We start from the raw sequence: 15,947 nt of genomic DNA, 5'->3' as shown, positions 1-15,947 counted from the left end.
CTCAGATGTCGATGGCGACAATTTTCTTGATGGACATATAGCCCAAGGTGAGCATCACCGTCATCACGGCCAGCACGCCCCAGCCGATGGGGGTGACAAACAGCAGGTGCATGGTCGGCTGCATCAGGTACAGAATGCCGCCCAGCACCACGGGGAACATGGTCATCACCAGGCCCTGGATGCGGCCCTGCGCCGTGAGCGCCTTGATGCGCCCTTCCAGCATGGCTTTCTTGCGCAGGGTTTCGGCCAGCAACTGCAGCGGCTCGGACAGGTTGCCGCCCACTTCCTTGGCCACGCGCAAGGCCACCACCACCAGCATGAAGTCCGGAATCTGGATGCGCCGCGCCATATTCTGTACCGCGTCGTCAAAGGACAGGCCAATGCGCTGCTCCTTGAGCACAATCGCGAACTCATCGCCCAGCGGGCCTTTCTGGTCGCGCACCAAAATCTGCAGCGCCACCGACAGCGCACTGCCGGCACGCAATGCGCTGGCAATGAAGAGCAAGGCGTCGGGCAGCTCGGCCTCGATGCGCTCGCGCCGCTTCTTGCGCTGCCAGGCAAAGTAACGCGCTGGCAGAAAGTAGACAGCGCCGCAGACCACCACCACCAGCAACCAGTTGCGCGCAATCAGGTAGGTGATGATGCCGGCCACGACCACCATGGCCATATGGCCGGTCGCCAGGGTCAGCGCCTTTTGCGCATGGAACTCCGAAATACCCAGAATTCGGAGGCCACGGCCGCGCAGGAAGACGTTGGACTTGTCGCGCCACTCCCCCATGCGGCTGTAGACCAGCCAGCCCGTGAGCACTACAAAGCCGGCGGCGGCCAGCAAAAAGCCTAGGAACTGCCAGTTCTTCATGCCGGCTCTCCCTGGAAGAACAATTCCTCCATGTTCACCGGCACACCGTGCTCGACCAGCTTGGCAACAAAGTCCGGAATCACCCCGGTCGCCTCAAAGCGGCCCTGGGTGCGGAACTCGGCATCCAGCCCGGTCTTGCGGAACACAAAAATATCCTGCATCTGGATCACGCCATCGGTGCAGTTGAGCACCTCGGTGATCTGGGTGATCTTGCGGCTGCCGCAGGGAAAGCGGGTGAGCTGCACCACCATGTGGATCGCCGAGGCGATCTGCTCGCGGATGGCGGTGACAGGGATGTTCATCCCAGCCATCGTGACCAGCACCTCCATACGGGCAGCGGCATCGCGCGGCGAGTTGGCGTGCAAGGTGGTGAGCGAGCCATCGTGGCCGGTGTTCATCGCCTGCAGCATGTCCAGTGCTTCGCCGCTTCGGCACTCACCGACGACGATGCGGTCCGGGCGCATCCGCAGCGAGTTCTTGACCAGGTCCCGGATCGACACGGCGCCCTTGCCTTCGACGTTGGCCGGTCGCGCTTCCAGCGACACCAGGTTGGGCTGGTTCAGCGAGAGTTCGGCAGCATCCTCCACCGTCAAGATACGCTCGTCGTTGGGGATGAAGTTGGACATCATGTTCAGCAAGGTGGTCTTGCCGGTGCCGGTACCGCCCGAGACCACGATGTTGAGCTTGTTCTCGACCGCCAGCTGCAGAAAATCGACCATGGGCTGCGAGATCGACTGGTACTGCACCATGCCCTCGGCGCCCATGCGCTTCTTCGGAAACTTACGGATGGTGATGCTGGGGCCGCGAATCGCCAGCGGCGGGATGATGGCGTTCACCCGCGAGCCGTCTTTCAGGCGCGCATCGACCATTGGCGAACTCTCGTCGATACGCCGGCCCAGCGGCGTCACGATGCGCTCGATCGCGCCGTTGACGGCCAGGTCGCTGGTGAAGGACACATCGGTACGTTCCAGCCGGCCGCGCCGCTCGATCCAGATCTCGTCAAAGCGGTTGACCATCACTTCGGTCACCGAATCGTCCTGCAGCAGCACTTCCAGCGGGCCCAGGCCAATGGCCTCGTCCAGCAGCTGCTGGCTCAGCTCGGCCCGGTCAATGGTCTCGGGCAGGTTGGGAGTGTCGCGGATGATTTCGGCAATCAGTGCGCGCACGTTGGAGCGCAGCTCATCGTCCTTCATCTTGATGGTGTCGATGCGCCGCGCTTCAAGCTGCTCCAGCAGCTGGCGGTGCAGCAGGCGGCGCCACTGCAGCATCGGGTCTTCCGGGCGCGGCTCGGTGCGCGTGGGGCGCTGGTGCTCCAGCAATGGCTGCGAGGTCTGGCCCGGGCTCTGCGCTTCTTCGCGTTGTCCGCCCAGCTTGTCATCGAGCACCACGATGATCGAGTGCCCACCGACCACCACTTCCTCGCCCCCTCGGCAGGGGCCATAGCGGGTCACGCGCTCATTGTTGACCCAGGTGCCAAACAGGCTGCCCCGGTCTTCGATGAAGACGTCGCCGTCATGCAGCATCACCACCGCATGGTCGCGGGCCACGTTCCAGCCGGTCAGGTGCAAGGAGCGGTCGCTGGATTTGCCGATGGTGAAAGTCTCGGCACCGAGCTCGAACTCCTGCGCCTTCTGGCGGGGCGAATTGACTAGTAACTTATGCACGGTCTTCTCCGGGATCAGCGGCCGCAGCCATCAGTTGTGCGAATAGCTCTCGGGGTCCAGACCCCGCTCGGGCAGGGGCGGCTCGACCGGTTTGGAGTTGCGGTGGAGGTCTTCGGTCAGGTCGGTAAAGCCATTGGAGATCTGCTCTTCCATCTGCTGGGTGCGCTCCAGGCGGGGGCGCGAATCGCGCGCAGTGACCACACGCGGGGTGATGAACACCACGGTCTCGATCTGGTTATCGCTGTCGTTGTTGTTCTTGAAGGCCCAGCCCAGCACCGGCACATTGCGCAGGCCCGGCAGGCCATCGGTGGCACGCGAGGCCTGGCGGCTGATGAGGCCCGAGAGGATGATGGTGTCGCCGTCATCGACGTTGAATTCGCTCTCGGTGCGCCGCGTCAGCAGGCCCGGGATGCCATCGACCGAGATGGACTGGTCGATGTTGCTGACCTCGGCCATGATCGAGCCGGAGATGTTGCCAGCGCCATCGGCCATCGGCTTGACATTCAGGCGCAGGCCATAGGGCTTGTAGTTGACCGAGCCAGTGCCCAGCGCACTCATCGCGGGCAAGGGGATTTCACCACCGGAGAGGAAGCGCGCTTCGCCGCCACTGCGGGTGGTGAGTTTGGGGGAGGCCAGCAGCATCGCATTGCCGCGCTGCACCTGCAGGTTGATGGCCGAGGTCAGCGCCGTGCTCAGGCCAAAGTAGTAGCGCGCCTTGCGCCGGCGCTGGTCCAGAAAGCCCTGGCCATAGCCGCTGTCCATGTTCAGAAAAGGCGAGTTCTCCGGCAGGATGCGGTAGCCGCCGTTGGAGGCGATATCGGAGAACAGGCCAAAGTTGAAACCACCACCGGTGGTATCCCACTTCATGCCCAGGTCGTCCAGCGCCGAGCGGGAGAACTCCACAATGCGCACATCCATCTCGATCATGCGGTCGACACGCAGGCGCTCCGAGGTGGCGAAGGACACTACGGCCGGGCCGTACATGCGCGCAATCTCGCGCAGCCGCGTGACTGCTGCGGGGTCGAGGTTGGAGCCGTCGAGGATGATCTTTTCACCGACACGGGAGATGCTCACACCGGTGATGCCAGCGGTCAGCATCGAGATCTCGCCTTCGATGCGGTCCAGATCGACCACGTTGACGCGCGCCTTGAGGCTGCTGACCTGGCCGTCCTTGCGCCAGACATGGATGGTGCTTTCACCGGCGTCCAGCGCCGTCAGCAACAGGCTCTTCTGGTCCACCACACGCGCTTCCATGATCTTGCCGTTGCCGACGGCCACACGCACCACGTCGCGCACCTCGATCAAGGTCATCTGCCCCACATAGAGCGACAGCGATGCGGGCAGGTGCTTGATCACCAAGGGCTGCACGTCACCGATGCTGGATCCCTCTGCCGCAGGCTGGGTTTTGACACTGACGGTGGGCAAGGTGCGAAAGCCTGGCGAGGTCATAGGCGCGGCCTGGCTCTCGGTATCGCGGGCAAAATCGCCACCGTCTCCGCCTTGGCCGCGCTGCTCGGCCTCGGCCTGCAGCGAGGCCGATTGCGCAGCGCGCAGCAAATCACCGAGTGCGCCCGGGGCTGAGGGCTGCGTGGTGCCGCCAGAGGGCTGCGCGGCCGACAAGGGCGCCGTGGGCAGGGCCAGGACGAGCGCGACGCAAGCCGTCGCACCCCAGGTCTGAAGGGCCGGACGGGGACGGGACATACAGATCATCGAGGAATTCATGGTCTAGCAAATCTTTGGAGCGAATGGCGCAGCGAGGCCAGGGAATAAATCAGGACTAAAAGCGATCAGTAAGCACCGGCGACTGCAGGCGCCTGGGGCGTGGGCACGGTGGCACCGGGCACGGCTGCCGCGCCCAGCAAGGCGGCCAACGGCGTTTGCACCTGGGTTTTGACGCCGCCGCCACCGACGATGTACTCGACCATCGCCGGCGCACGGCCGGGCGCTGCACGCACCACAGGCTGCTGGGGGCGGAAGCTGTCGATATAGCTGGCGAGTTGCTGGGCGTTGGTGCCGGTGTCGAGCTTCTGGCGGTCATCGGCATTGCGCAGTGCCGCAACGATCTTGCCAAGCTTTTGCGCCAGGATCAGGCGCTGCGCATCGACCGGCGGCAGGCCCACGGTCACCGTGGTGTAGCTGCGCTGGCGGTAGGGATCGACGGTGTTGGCGATGTCGGGGCGCTTGCGCAGCTCGGAGAACTGCTCCGAGGTGATCTGGCCGGTGGCGCGCACCACCACGTCCTGCAACAGCGGTACGACGATGGCGTCTTCGGCCTGGGTGCCGCCATCCTTGTCGGCGATGAACAGGAAGTCGATATGGTCGCCCGCACGCAGCATGCCCGAGATGGTGCTGACCTCATCGACCGGGATGGTTACCGCGCGCACGCCGGCTTCGAGCTCCTCGGAGAACAGCTTGCGCGGCGTCACAAAAAAGTTGGCCAGCAGCGGCTTGCCGGCGCTGATGTCCACCGACAGCTGGCGGCCCAGGAAGCCGTCGATCATGTCAGGCGTCAGCACATCGGCATGCACATAGGCCGAGGGCACGCTGCGCTTGGCCACCATCTCGGGCTGCAGTGCGGTGCCGGCGGGAATGTTCTGGATCGGCACGACCACATCGGTGCGCAGGCGTTCGGCTTCGGATTCCAGGTTGGCCTGGATCTCGGCCTCGGAGGTCTTGAGGTAGTACCAGCCCAGGCCGGCGGCAACCACACCCAGGGTGATGGCGGCGATCAGTGGCGCGGCACGGCGCGAGCCATTGGCCAGCCGCGAGAAACGATTCGATTTGGGAGAGTTTGGGGTCACCATGGCAAAGAGATCGTGTAGGAATAGGAAGCCCAGGCTGCGCGAAAGGCATCAATCAGCAGCTGAAACAGGGACTTGTCGGCACCCGGCATGGGTGCAAAAAAAACGGCGGCCAACACGCCCGCGACGATCACGTACTCGGTCATGATCTGCCCGGACTGCCGGCTGGCGCGAGGAACAGGGTTGGGGTGTTTCGGTATCGGCATGGGGGGAAACGGCTAGGCCTGCGGCAAGGTGTTGCTGACGACGATGGAGCAACCCACGCCGTTGTGGGCGATGGCGATCACCGCCTCCTGCCCGCCGCGCCGCAGCACCACCTGGGCGCGCGTGCCGCCCTTGATGGTCTTGCGGCTCAACACCGTCCAGCCCGCCACCAGCGCCTGCTCGCGGATATAGAGCTCATTGGCCTCGACGCTCAAGGTATTGCCCCAGACAGTGGTGCGGTTGACCCGGTCTGCATCAAACGAAAAGGTGTCGGAGAACTCATCGGTGCCCATGGGCATGGCCAGGTAGCTGCGGCGCTGCAGCTGGTCGCTGACCAGTTGCGGCACCGCGCCGTGCAGCCAGGCCGAGGAGATACGCACCTGTTGCTTGCCGCTGGGCAGGGGCCGGAATTCGACCGTGATGCGGAAATTGCCGTCACGCGCACCGACGATGGGAATGCCCTCCAACGTGGTCTCCGAATAATCGGCCTTGCCGCCCAACCATTCCTGGTAGAAGCGCTGGGCCTTGCGGGTGTCGCCATCGACATCAAAGGCCTGGATCTGCATCGGTATCTTGTTCTGCACGATCAGCTCGGCCACCCAGTACGGCGACAGGTTCTTGTCGGGGAACAGGATGGCCGGCCAGGCAATGGCGCTACCGGGTGCGGCGCGCGCGGCCAGCGGCATGGCGGCAGCCAGCGCGGCCAACAACAGCCAGGCTACCGGCAGCCACAGGCCAGCGGGCCGGCGGACAGCACGCGCTCCCCGCCTGGACCTGTGCAACAGCATCATCGTCATGGCAAGGTGTTGACGACGGGTGGCGGTGGGAAGGCGCGGTAGAAGCGGAAGCAGTCCTTGCCCTCGGGCTTCTCCAGCGGTCCGCATTCATGCTCGCCCGGGTTGTCGTTGTAAGTGTCGTCGGCCGGCACCTTCTGCAGCCACTCGTAGCGATCCAGCGGCACCGATTTTTCCTGCGCATCGCCTGGCGCCAGGCCCATGGTGAGCATGTTGTGGTCGAAGGTGGGCCAGAGCCATTTGAGCGTGCTGCCCAGTTGCCCCAACGGCGCGCGGAAATCCTGGTACTCGGGCCGGTCCAGCAGCTTCATCGGCACCAGACCCTGAATCTTGGACTCTTCGCGGTTGGTGCCGCCGGCGCTCCAGGGCTCGGACAGCATGGTCACATGGTCCTTGATCTCGAGCTTGAGCGGCAGCGGCGTGTCGTTCTTGTGCAAGGCTGACTCGGCCCTGCCGAACTCGGTAGGAAAGCGCGCGGCAGCAAACCCGGCACCCCGCTCCAATGCCACCTCGGTGCGCATATAACCCTGGGTGACAAAGCGGAACTTGGCGATCGACTCGCCCTTGGCCAGGTTCTGCACCTCACCGACCTTGGAGAAGATGGTGTCCATGAAGGCGGCGACCGAGGGCAGCGGTGCCGCCGTGGTCTTGGCGGTGAGCGTCTCGTTGAAATCAGGCATGCGGGCCTGGCCCGAGGTGAACTCGGAGACGGTCTCGCCATGCACGCCGGTGTCGGTGTCCTGCTTGGGGTCGCGGAACACATGGCGGCGCAAATCATTGCTCAGCTCGGTATCCGACTTGCGGATGGCCCCGTTGGCGCCCTTGTACTGGTCGGCCGACATGACGTCGGTCTCGGTGGCAGAAGGAAACCAGACCGAACGCTGCCAGGCATTGAGCTTGGCCGCCGCCGTGACCTGCATGCGCGCCTGGCCGTAGTCGGCGATCAACGGAACAGCCGCCATCAAGAGCGCTGCAAAGCCGCTGATCAGCGTAACCTCGACTAGCGCACTGCCCTGCTGCGCGTGGCGCCGGGCTCGGCGGTGCAGGGTCTTCATCGGGGGAGTCTGGAACATCATTGCGCCGCATCCTGGTTGTCGGGCTCGCCGCCCCCGAACAGGCCATCCGACCCGCCCAGGGCCGAGCCAGCCACGGCCACGCCACGTGCCCAGATGGAGGGCTCGACATGGTGGACCTGCCAGTACGGGGAGAAAAGGTTTTTGTGCTCGATATAGCCGCCGGTAAAACCGACCTTGATCGTGCGGCCGGCAATCTGCAGCGACTTGTACTGGTCCTTGGTCATGTCGCGGCGCTGCCAACGGTCCTGCGGCCGTTTGAAATACAGCTGGGCGGAGGACAGCGCGCTCATGTCGCCACCAAACATGCGGTCGCGCAGGCCGATGCTGTAGTCATCCTTGGCATAGCCAAAGCCGGCTTGCTCCCCGGTGCGCACATCACTGCCCTTGCGCGCGACCATCACCGAGATCGTGGGCCCCTTGTCGGTCAGACTGCCCCACTTGCGCGGGTTGATGCTGGTCATCGACAGGTCGCCGTACCACTTGTCCTGGTCGCGGCCCTTGAGCGTGCGCAGCTGGCGTACGTCCCAGTAGCGGGGCAGGGAGAAATTCTTGGTGACCAGGCCGATGTCGGTGCGCGGCTTGTACTTGTAGGCCGAGTTGAACTGCAGCACGGCATAAGGCACCAGCAAGTTGTTGCCATCGCGGTTGCGCCCTGCTGCATAGATGGCGCTGTCAGACAGCCCGTCCTTGGTCAGCTTGCCGTAGTTGCGCTTTTCGTCGCTTTGGTACTCGGGGTCGACATTGCGCGGTTTGAAGTTTTTGTCATAGGAGCGCAAGGCCAGGCGGTTGCCGGACCAGCCTTTGTCGGCATAGCCGGAACCACCCGTGGCGGCGGCTGCGCCCAGGCCAAAGTCGCCGACAAAGCGCTCGGCCAGCAGGATGCCCGCCCCGGCCACATTCACCGAATCAGCGGATTGCCAGCGGATACGGCCGCGCTCATCGGCCAAGTCCGAGCCCCGGGTGGCGACCAGCTCGGTGCCGCCCTTCCAGGACACCGTGCCTTTGAGCAGCTCCTGCATGGCGGTCGCAATCGGGCCGCTGGACAGGTCAAAGCTGGCGCCATCGTTCTGCATACCGCTGATGCCCTGACCGATCAGGCCCGGGAAGATGCGCCGGTCCTTGGTGAAGTCATCGCGTGTGGCCTGCGCCGCATGGGCAAAGCGCATAGCATCAAAAAAATCGTCTTCGTCGTTGCGGCGGTCCGACGTGGTGCTGTATAGCTTGATGAAGTTGAGAAACTCCAGCGACGAGCTCGCAATCAGTGGCGCATTGGCGGCCACCGGCAAATAGGCCTTGTCGTCGTTGTCGTTGAGCACATCCTTGGCGACCACGATGGCCTCGGGGATGCTGACGCCGGTGGTTGCCGCCTGGGCCAGCGAGATGGCGGTGTTCAGCACCCGCAGTGCATCGACCATGATCTGGAACGGCCGGGCCGAAGGCTCGATCGCCTTGGCGATGTTGTTGGCCTGGCGCTGGTACTTGGCAGCGGCCTGCACATTGCCGCCCCACTTGACCAGGTAATTGATGGCGCTGATGAAGTCATAACGCGCAGCAGCTGCTGCGGCCTGGGCCAGGTTCCAGACGCCCTTCTGCCCTTCGATCTCGACCCGCGCGACCTGGATATTGGCTGCCGCGCTGACCACCATACCGATGGACGTTTGAAAGCTCGCCAGCATGGCCACGCCCGCTTCATTCGCGGCCATGGCCCGATTGGTATAAGCCAAAAAATTCAATTGCCGCGCAAATACCGTGGATGCGCTATAGGTCATCGCATCGGCATTGTTTTGCAGCTTCATTTTGTCTCGCGCAGCAATGGCCGTGTTATAGACCAAAAATATGCTGAGACAAACCACCGGAATGATGGCCAACAAATAGACAATCACCTGGCCTTTTTGTACGCGATCGCCAGACCGATACGAATATGGTTTATGCATGATTGCCACTATTATGTAATTCGTTGAATTCCGGAGGCCCTCCCTCCCGTTGATGGCTCAAAGCAATTATCTCAACCCGGCACACCCCAAGGGTTTGCACTGAGTACCCAGCCTAAGCTGCAGGTATTACCACCGTACGACAGAGGCCAAGGCCTGCGGCTTTGCAGCAAGGTACCCAGGGTTGCGATAGCGGCTCTTACTTGGCGCCGTCGTTACCGCCTTCGGTGTAGGTCGACATATTCATGTTCTTCTGGGCATTGGTCAGCGCCTTACCCGAAGCAGCCTGTGCAGCAGTAATACCTTCCTTACCCGATTCACCACCAACTTCCTTGGCCATACCCGCAACCTGGCTGCGAACCGTTTGACCGAAAAAGCTGAAAGCGGCAATCGCAGCAATGGCGATCAGGCCCAAGATAATGATGTATTCCGTCATACCCTGACCGCGCGATTTGCGCTTGGCCACTGGCTTGGCAATAGTTGCGATATGGGAATTGGTGTGATTTGTCATATTCAAGGCGAGCTCCTCATTCATGGATCATTCAGATGAAAATTCAGTGTTTTCAGAAACCATGCCATGCGACCGCGCAGCGCAATTACTGAACGGCGCAATGGTATCGATCTGTTTTGTCGATGTACATGCCATTTTCATTAAAATGTTAACAAAGTGTTTCTCAGCCTAAATAGACTGTATGAGCTTATTTGTCAAAATTAATTTGTTGCTAGATGAAATTTTTCAACCGTCATATTGATGACATCAATGGGTTATTGAACAATCCTAAGCAGCAACCGCCGCAAGACACAATAATTTCATAGAAATCATGACCCAAGCTACCCACATGACTCCCCGTCCCATAACTACACAACATATATATGCAATCGATATTCGATACCGTCCCAGAATACATTGCCATAATTAGCTGGTAATCATTTCATCTGTCCATTAAATAAGCAGCATTAAAGGCTGCCTCAACGCATAGCAAGGAATCTTCTGGAAAACCCTGGAGTCGGCTGGATGCAGGCTCGGGCGAATCGCTGCTCGTTCTTCGTTGTCAATAGCTGTCTGTTGACTTGCGAAAACGCCTTACGCTGCGTCCCGACTCCTAGCCGTTCCCCTCCGCAGAGGCTTCGCAGAAGATTCCGAGAGACGGAGAAATCACGATGGAAAAAGGCAGACCCAAGTCAGGGATCACACTGACTGCGCGTGAACGAGAACAGCTCGAACACTTAGCCAATAATCCCGCCCAGCCCACCCATATCGCCACGCGCGCCAGGATCATCCTGCGCAGCGTGGAAGGCGACAGCAATGTCAGCATTGCCAACAGCATGGCGTTGACCCAGGCGACGGTGGGCAAGTGGCGCCGCCGCTTTGCGAGCCATCGCATCCTGGGTCTGTACGACAGCATGCGCACCGGCAAACCCCGCACCATCGATGATGGCAAGCTGCTGGCTATCGCCACCACCGCCAAGGCAGCACTGGGGTCTGAGGACGCAGCATCCGACAGCGTGCGTGCGCTGGCTGCACGCACGGGCATGTCTAAAAGCAGCGTGGCCCGCTATCTGCAGCTGCTGGGCAAGACCAAGTCCCGCCCCCACTTTGCTCTCTTCAGCGACCCGCTGCTGCTGGAGCAATTGCAGGCCCCCGCCGCGCTCTACCTGAGCGGCAGCGACAAGGCCCTGGTCATCTGCCTGGATACCAAGAGCCCGCTCAGCCTGCCGGCCACCCCCGCAAAACCTAGCGAAGCCCCAACCCTGCCGGGCAGCGAAGGCTGCCAGCACCCGCTCTCAGCCGCACTTTGCAAGGCGCTGAACAGCGTCTGCAAAAGCCCCGCCGCGCAGTGCAAGCCACGCCTGCGGCACCAGGAGTTTCTGGTGTTTCTGCGCGAGGTTGAAGCGATGTTCCCGCCGCATGTCGATGTGCATTGCATCCTCGACACCAGCGCACTGAGCCAGCACCCCAGCATCAAGGCCTGGCTGGGCATGCGCCCGCATTGGTGCACCCATGGCTGCGGCGACTATGCCGCGTGGCGGGAGGAACTGAGCCGCTTTTTGGGCCGTTTGGGTGCGCAGCGTAGCGCAAAGATGCGGGCCGAGGAACTGACCCAGTGGCTGCAATCCGTCGATGCGCTGGCACGCCAACAAAGTCCCAACCGCAGGCCGTTCCGGTGGATGGGACCGCTGCATCTACTGGAAAAGGATCAGTCAGCAGACCGCGAAGCGATGCCGGCCAGCGTGGAAAAACAACATTCGCAGGACCGCTAAGCACAAAGCGCAGGTGCAGTGAGGGCCGCGTCTGAAAGGCGCTGGCATTTGCTGTCTGCCAAGGCCTACAGCCGATGCCCTCTGCCGGCCGTCATCCCTCCGTACCATCAGGCCCTACGATCCGGCCGGATGTCGAATGAATACAACAAATCCTCCCCTCCTCACACCCCACTAGACCGTCTTTTGTCAGACCGCATCATCCGAATCCTGGCCAAAAATGGCGTGCACTCGGTGGAAGCCGTCAAACAAGCCTATCCACTGCAATTGCTGCGCATGCATGGCATTGGCATGTTGCGCTTTCGCAAGATCGAGATGGCCTTCTTCCCCGACCAGTGCTTTGAACCGGACTTTGCCCCGCCATCCATCCGGTTTGCCCAGGATTCGGCCTTGAATGGCAGGCTGCCACTGGTAACGGTGCGCACACTTGCCCGCGCCGGCATCATGACGCCCGAGCAACTGCGTGAGGCCTATCCGCATAAGTTATTGAAGATCCACACGATTGGTGCACGCACGCTGCGAGAGATTGAGCGGGTGTTCTTCCCGGGTCAGCGGTTTCCGCTGAAGGAGGACCGTTAGGCTGCCTGCGCCTGCAAGCCATTTGGGGTCGATAGGATGGAAGTTGCTGCGATGCCTGCAAGCATCTGCTGTTTTGTAGATGATCTGCCCGGGCATTGCACCCAGGTCCGACATGCATCTCAGCAGTGGTGCCCCGAGCCGGGATCGAGAACCTAGCATTGACGCCATTATTCTTGCTTTCCGTGCACAATTCGTGCATTTCATTTGCACTCTTGGCCGGGCCTAGAACCAAGCTGTATTTCTTGACTTCCTGCTTTACTGTATAAATACACAGTAAACCTAGGAGGTCAGCATGAAGCTTGAGAAGCACTACTTTTGGAAAATTCAGGACTTGGGGAAGTGGAAGACCACCCGCTTTCGCTGCACTGAGGACCACATCAAAGACGATCACCCTGAAGCGATCTGCATAGAAAGCTCGCTCATTGACAGATGGGTGCCAGAGACAGATGAAGAGATGTGGGAGCAATACCGGAAGACTTCTACCGGCGTGCTCATGAACCCCGGCCAGTACTTGCCGCCCAAGCCCGCCGCCCCGTCTGCCGACTTCATGGACTCGCTGAGCAAAGACGTGCCGTTTTGAGTTGAGCGATGGGAGGGAGGCTTGAAATATCTCCAGCATACGCATAGGCTATGATCCTGTAACCAAATCCTTCAAAAGGTCATAGGAGCATCTATCTTGGAGCTTTTTCTTCTTCTCGTTTTCTGGGGGCTGTTGAGCTGGGGAGTCGCTTCTCTGGCGACTTCTAGGGGTCGAAGCGGGTGGGGTTTTTTCCTCCTGTCTTTTTTCATGTCTCCTCTGCTTGGCTTGATCATTGTTCTCATCATGAGGGACCTTGCTCAAGAAAACCAGCAGTACTCCGAGCGCCAACGTGAAGAGTACTACCGCACCAAAGAGCGCGAGCGGGAGCACGAAAAGCAACTCGAATCGTTGCGGGCAATCTCAGCCACGCAGCCTAAGGCGTTCACAGCACCTTCAACCAACGCTCCATCAAGCTCTATCGCTGACGAATTGTCTAAGCTAGCGACTCTGCGAGATCAGGGTATCCTGACCGCTGAAGAATTCGATCAGCAGAAGAGAGCTTTGCTTAACAGCTCCACTCCTTAAAACTTCCACACAAACGGAAAAAGCCACCCCGGGCCATATTGGCTCCGGGGTGGCTTTCCTATTTCTGGCTGCAGGCCTGATTGCTGTCATCACCGCTCAGCCGGCGCTCGATGTTCACCTGGTCGCACAGCGCGGCTACTTCGGCGTCTCGTCGCTTAAGGTCGCCTCCGAGGCTTGCGACCACGCCGAGGCCTTCTGCAAGCTGGCGGTCGAGGGCTGCGGCTTTATCTGCAAGATCGCTGCGGGCAGCTTCGTCGGCTTGGGCTTGCGCGCGATAAGTGGCGGCTCGGCTGTCGGTGTCGCGGTGCAGGCGCTCAGCACGGGCAAGCTCAGCGCGCACATCAACATCAATGCCAGTCTTGAGGTTCGCCAGGCGGTCGGCGTTGTAGATCGTTTCTTGGGCATGCTTGCTTTCCTTGATAGCGGTTTGGGTTTCGTCGGTTCGTGCGGCTTCCGCGCGGGTGGCTTGGCCCTGGGATTGCTCGGCCTCGCACTTGGCCACCTGGCCGCTCATGCGCCACCCGTTTACCAGCGCACCGGTGCCAAACAGGGCCAAGCAGGCCAAAATTCGCAGAATTACACCGGTGGTCATGACTGCTCCCCGAGGCACTTGGCCTGACGCTCCAGTTGCCGGGTCCAAACACCCTTGCAGCCTTTCGGGCCCCAGTTCTGCGGCAGCGAGCAATCACGGCCCGCTTGCTTGCGCCAGGCTGGCAGCGCGTTGCAGGCCTGCAGGTACTCGCCATTCAGGAGATTGCGCCGCATGGAGCTGGACCGCCAGTTGGTGATGCCGAACTGGTAGGTGAAGTCCATGTACAGGTCATACTCGCCCTGGGTGAGCTTCACCCCAGGCAGGCTGGCCCGAAACATGGCTTCGTCCTTGCTCTTGTGGTCGCGCACGATCTGCAGGGCTCGCTCCTTGGTGATTGGCGGATCGGCCAGGGTCACACGGGTGCCGTCTTCGTAGACCGTGGAGCCGTAGCCAATGGTCGGCACATCGCCCTGAGTGGGGATGTAGGGTGCAGAGCGGAAGCCCTCGGCGCCGAACAAACTCAGGATCGCCGCCGCAGAGACAGTAAGGGCCGCTACTGCGACCCGTTGCTTGTTGCTCATGACAGGTCCGCCCTCTGCGTTTCGCTCATCTGGCGGTACTCGTCCAGCGTGATGATGCGCGGGCCCTTGCGCGGCTTGATCCAGCCCCAGCGCTCAAACGCCGGCCGCCACAGCTTCTTCCAGAACCACTCGCAGATGAGCAGCCCCGTGTAGAGCACAGCCACAATTGAGGCGATGGTCCCCCACGGGATGGAATTGACCCAGTACCAGGTCTCGAAGCTGGAATTGACGGTGGCCGCCTGGGCGATCTTGTCTGCCACATCGGCTTGCGCAGCCGTGGCCAACGTCACCGCACTTGTCGCCTTTGCAATCGGCATGCTGATGTCTGTGCTCTGCATCAAGAGACTCCCTCAGAAATGAAAAAGCCCGCAACTGAGGCGGGCTAGATATGAAAAAACCCGCCGAAGCGGGTTTTTGTCAATGCAGCAATTTATGCGTCTAAGAAATCATTAGTTCATGGGCAAAGACCGCTAGGGCTGAGCACTGCATTACAGAACCCCATCAATCGCCGCGAACTGGTGAGTTCGATTTCTTGGCCACCGATATACCAAAAGTGAACATAATGATTTTTGTTGTCGATCAACGAAGGATCAAGATCCCAACTAGCATTAAAACCATGGATAGTGCCACCACCGCATGCATTACTAACTGCAGCCTCACGCGCTATATTGATCTGCGCGGTTCCGATCCACAGGCCATCATCGCGATACATCATCACTTGGCCTTGATATCCAGGGAAATTGGGATCACAGGCCCATCCACTCATATGGGACTTGGACGCGCTTTCTACGTTGCCAGCTGCCTGGGCGCTTTGAGCAATACCCGCTATCCCACATGCAATGGCGACTGCCAAAAAAAACTTCTTCATCAAATCTCCCTATCTGTATATGCAGCGATTCGCCGCATATCCATTTTTACGATTTTGTAAAAATACAAAATTAGTGAAAACCCTTAATAATTTCAATGTGCTTACTCACTTAATTATCTCCAAATGTTAATAGTGCAATTAAATATAATTTCCTAGCATCATATAAATGTATCTAAGTCTAGATCAATGAGATCCAGAATCTAGGCAGGAAAAGAGAGTAGTAAGGATTCCTGAATCGCTAATTGCAGATTCATGCTAGGTCACCAGTGCCGAAACAAGTTGTGTTTCGAGTTGCTAGCAGGGGTTACTCGACGGCAGTGATGACGATGCCAGCGAAGTCCATATGGGCCTCGGGCGGCAGGCCACTGTTGATCAGCTCTGCATCGACTTCCCAGCGTTTGCTGTCGCTCATGACTGCGGAAAACACGGCCTGCCCATCGACAAACTGCACATCAAGGTAGCGGTACAGCAAGTCAGAACTGCGCATGGGCATCGCAAACTCAGCCGCAAAGCCGGAGATGCGCTGCCCGCCCATTTGCAGCTCTGCGGTGATGGTGACCGTGGCGCCCACGGGCAGCTTGAGCGCGGAGAAATCTGGTGCGATCTGCGCGCGTGCTGCATACGGCTCGTCTACGGCAATGCCGGTGAGGACAACTGCGGGCCGCAACGCAGGCTCGGGTGGCGCAGGCTCGTC

At 60.5% G+C, this 15,947-nt stretch carries 18 protein-coding genes; 4 read left to right on the top strand and 14 right to left on the bottom strand.

The features are described 5' to 3' along the window. Position 1: 1 nt before the first annotated feature. The 9 genes from EDF71_RS17245 to EDF71_RS17205 all read right to left on the bottom strand — a co-directional run bounded on the left by EDF71_RS17245 (position 2) and on the right by EDF71_RS17205 (position 9,765). Positions 2 to 859: a type II secretion system F family protein gene (locus EDF71_RS17245; RefSeq protein ID WP_133857795.1), complete on the bottom strand. Its 858-nt coding sequence runs from the start codon at positions 857 to 859 to the stop codon at positions 2 to 4. Then, entirely contained in the window at positions 856 to 2,523 is a 1,668-nt protein-coding gene (locus tag EDF71_RS17240) for an ATPase, T2SS/T4P/T4SS family (protein ID WP_133857794.1), read from the bottom strand. The genes EDF71_RS17245 and EDF71_RS17240 overlap by 4 nt, the downstream gene beginning before the upstream one ends. Before the next feature lie 30 nt (positions 2,524 to 2,553). Beyond that, positions 2,554 to 4,224: a pilus assembly protein N-terminal domain-containing protein gene (locus tag EDF71_RS17235; RefSeq protein WP_243854343.1), complete on the bottom strand. Its 1,671-nt coding sequence runs from the start codon at positions 4,222 to 4,224 to the stop codon at positions 2,554 to 2,556. A gap of 86 nt (positions 4,225 to 4,310) precedes the next feature. Continuing rightward, positions 4,311 to 5,327, bottom strand: coding sequence for a Flp pilus assembly protein CpaB (gene cpaB, locus EDF71_RS17230; RefSeq protein WP_133857793.1), 1,017 nt, complete (start codon positions 5,325 to 5,327; stop codon positions 4,311 to 4,313). Then, entirely contained in the window at positions 5,321 to 5,530 is a 210-nt protein-coding gene (locus tag EDF71_RS17225) for a hypothetical protein (RefSeq protein WP_133857792.1), read from the bottom strand. The genes cpaB and EDF71_RS17225 overlap by 7 nt, the downstream gene beginning before the upstream one ends. A gap of 12 nt (positions 5,531 to 5,542) precedes the next feature. Next, positions 5,543 to 6,325 (bottom strand): hypothetical protein, encoded by a 783-nt coding sequence (locus EDF71_RS17220; protein WP_133857791.1) that lies wholly within the window; start codon positions 6,323 to 6,325, stop codon positions 5,543 to 5,545. After that, positions 6,322 to 7,395, bottom strand: a complete 1,074-nt coding sequence (locus EDF71_RS17215; RefSeq protein WP_133857790.1) for a hypothetical protein — start codon at positions 7,393 to 7,395, stop codon at positions 6,322 to 6,324. Before EDF71_RS17215 ends, EDF71_RS17220 begins: the two co-directional genes overlap by 4 nt. After that, the gene (locus tag EDF71_RS17210) at positions 7,395 to 9,194 is read right to left on the bottom strand and encodes a hypothetical protein (RefSeq protein ID WP_133857789.1); all 1,800 of its coding nucleotides are present in this window, start codon (positions 9,192 to 9,194) and stop codon (positions 7,395 to 7,397) included. Before EDF71_RS17210 ends, EDF71_RS17215 begins: the two co-directional genes overlap by 1 nt. Positions 9,195 to 9,528: 334 nt before the next feature. Further along, positions 9,529 to 9,765, bottom strand: coding sequence for a hypothetical protein (locus tag EDF71_RS17205; protein ID WP_052330047.1), 237 nt, complete (start codon positions 9,763 to 9,765; stop codon positions 9,529 to 9,531). A gap of 725 nt (positions 9,766 to 10,490) precedes the next feature. On the opposite strand from EDF71_RS17205, the gene EDF71_RS17200 reads away from it, so the two are divergent. The 4 genes from EDF71_RS17200 (at position 10,491) to EDF71_RS17185 (ending at position 13,272) form a co-directional block, all read left to right on the top strand. Beyond that, entirely contained in the window at positions 10,491 to 11,591 is a 1,101-nt protein-coding gene (locus tag EDF71_RS17200; RefSeq protein ID WP_133857788.1) for a helix-turn-helix domain-containing protein, read from the top strand. A 183-nt stretch (positions 11,592 to 11,774) separates the two neighbouring features. Further along, positions 11,775 to 12,167, top strand: coding sequence for a helix-hairpin-helix domain-containing protein (locus tag EDF71_RS17195; RefSeq protein ID WP_166656570.1), 393 nt, complete (start codon positions 11,775 to 11,777; stop codon positions 12,165 to 12,167). A gap of 292 nt (positions 12,168 to 12,459) precedes the next feature. After that, positions 12,460 to 12,747, top strand: a complete 288-nt coding sequence (locus EDF71_RS17190) for a hypothetical protein (protein ID WP_133857786.1) — start codon at positions 12,460 to 12,462, stop codon at positions 12,745 to 12,747. Between the two features lie 96 nt (positions 12,748 to 12,843). Further along, positions 12,844 to 13,272 carry an SHOCT domain-containing protein gene (locus EDF71_RS17185; RefSeq protein WP_208301075.1) on the top strand — a complete coding sequence of 143 codons (429 nt, stop codon included), beginning with the start codon at positions 12,844 to 12,846 and terminating at the stop codon, positions 13,270 to 13,272. Positions 13,273 to 13,330: 58 nt separating this feature from the next. Here the strand turns inward: EDF71_RS17185 and EDF71_RS17180 are convergent, their stop codons facing one another. From EDF71_RS17180 to EDF71_RS25085, 5 genes are all read right to left on the bottom strand, one after another. Continuing rightward, positions 13,331 to 13,864, bottom strand: a complete 534-nt coding sequence (locus tag EDF71_RS17180) for a hypothetical protein (protein WP_133857785.1) — start codon at positions 13,862 to 13,864, stop codon at positions 13,331 to 13,333. Beyond that, complete coding sequence (locus EDF71_RS17175; RefSeq protein WP_133857784.1) at positions 13,861 to 14,385, bottom strand: glycoside hydrolase family protein; 525 nt, start codon at positions 14,383 to 14,385, stop codon at positions 13,861 to 13,863. The genes EDF71_RS17180 and EDF71_RS17175 overlap by 4 nt, the downstream gene beginning before the upstream one ends. Further along, a complete protein-coding gene (locus EDF71_RS17170) occupies positions 14,382 to 14,723 on the bottom strand; it encodes a hypothetical protein (protein WP_133857783.1) in 342 nt (113 codons plus the stop codon). Before EDF71_RS17170 ends, EDF71_RS17175 begins: the two co-directional genes overlap by 4 nt. Positions 14,724 to 14,839: 116 nt before the next feature. Further along, positions 14,840 to 15,253, bottom strand: coding sequence for a hypothetical protein (locus EDF71_RS17165; protein ID WP_133857782.1), 414 nt, complete (start codon positions 15,251 to 15,253; stop codon positions 14,840 to 14,842). Positions 15,254 to 15,557: 304 nt separating this feature from the next. After that, positions 15,558 to 15,947, bottom strand: a 390-nt coding sequence (locus tag EDF71_RS25085; RefSeq protein WP_166656569.1) for a hypothetical protein, incomplete at its 5' end; no start/stop codon positions are given.

The organism is Comamonas sp. JUb58 (genome assembly GCF_004364775.1).
Lineage (GTDB): Bacteria > Pseudomonadota > Gammaproteobacteria > Burkholderiales > Burkholderiaceae_C > Comamonas.
Note: the sequence above shows the minus strand (reverse complement) of the source record. Positions and strands in the feature narration are given on the sequence as shown.

Excerpts from the sequence above, each read along its gene's own strand:
- EDF71_RS17245 (WP_133857795.1), bottom strand. The coding sequence starts at position 859 with ATGAAGAACTGGCAGTTCCTAGGCTTTTTGCTGGCCGCCGCCGGCTTT.
- EDF71_RS17235 (WP_243854343.1), bottom strand. The coding sequence starts at position 4,224 with ATGTCCCGTCCCCGTCCGGCCCTTCAGACCTGGGGTGCGACGGCTTGC.
- cpaB (WP_133857793.1), bottom strand. The coding sequence starts at position 5,327 with ATGGTGACCCCAAACTCTCCCAAATCGAATCGTTTCTCGCGGCTGGCC.
- EDF71_RS17225 (WP_133857792.1), bottom strand. The coding sequence starts at position 5,530 with ATGCCGATACCGAAACACCCCAACCCTGTTCCTCGCGCCAGCCGGCAG.
- EDF71_RS17220 (WP_133857791.1), bottom strand. The coding sequence starts at position 6,325 with ATGACGATGATGCTGTTGCACAGGTCCAGGCGGGGAGCGCGTGCTGTC.
- EDF71_RS17215 (WP_133857790.1), bottom strand. The coding sequence starts at position 7,395 with ATGTTCCAGACTCCCCCGATGAAGACCCTGCACCGCCGAGCCCGGCGC.
- EDF71_RS17210 (WP_133857789.1), bottom strand. The coding sequence starts at position 9,194 with ATGAAGCTGCAAAACAATGCCGATGCGATGACCTATAGCGCATCCACG.
- EDF71_RS17205 (WP_052330047.1), bottom strand. The coding sequence starts at position 9,765 with ATGACGGAATACATCATTATCTTGGGCCTGATCGCCATTGCTGCGATT.
- EDF71_RS17200 (WP_133857788.1), top strand. The coding sequence starts at position 10,491 with ATGGAAAAAGGCAGACCCAAGTCAGGGATCACACTGACTGCGCGTGAA.
- EDF71_RS17190 (WP_133857786.1), top strand. The coding sequence starts at position 12,460 with ATGAAGCTTGAGAAGCACTACTTTTGGAAAATTCAGGACTTGGGGAAG.
- EDF71_RS17180 (WP_133857785.1), bottom strand. The coding sequence starts at position 13,864 with ATGACCACCGGTGTAATTCTGCGAATTTTGGCCTGCTTGGCCCTGTTT.
- EDF71_RS17175 (WP_133857784.1), bottom strand. The coding sequence starts at position 14,385 with ATGAGCAACAAGCAACGGGTCGCAGTAGCGGCCCTTACTGTCTCTGCG.
- EDF71_RS17170 (WP_133857783.1), bottom strand. The coding sequence starts at position 14,723 with ATGCAGAGCACAGACATCAGCATGCCGATTGCAAAGGCGACAAGTGCG.
- EDF71_RS17165 (WP_133857782.1), bottom strand. The coding sequence starts at position 15,253 with ATGAAGAAGTTTTTTTTGGCAGTCGCCATTGCATGTGGGATAGCGGGT.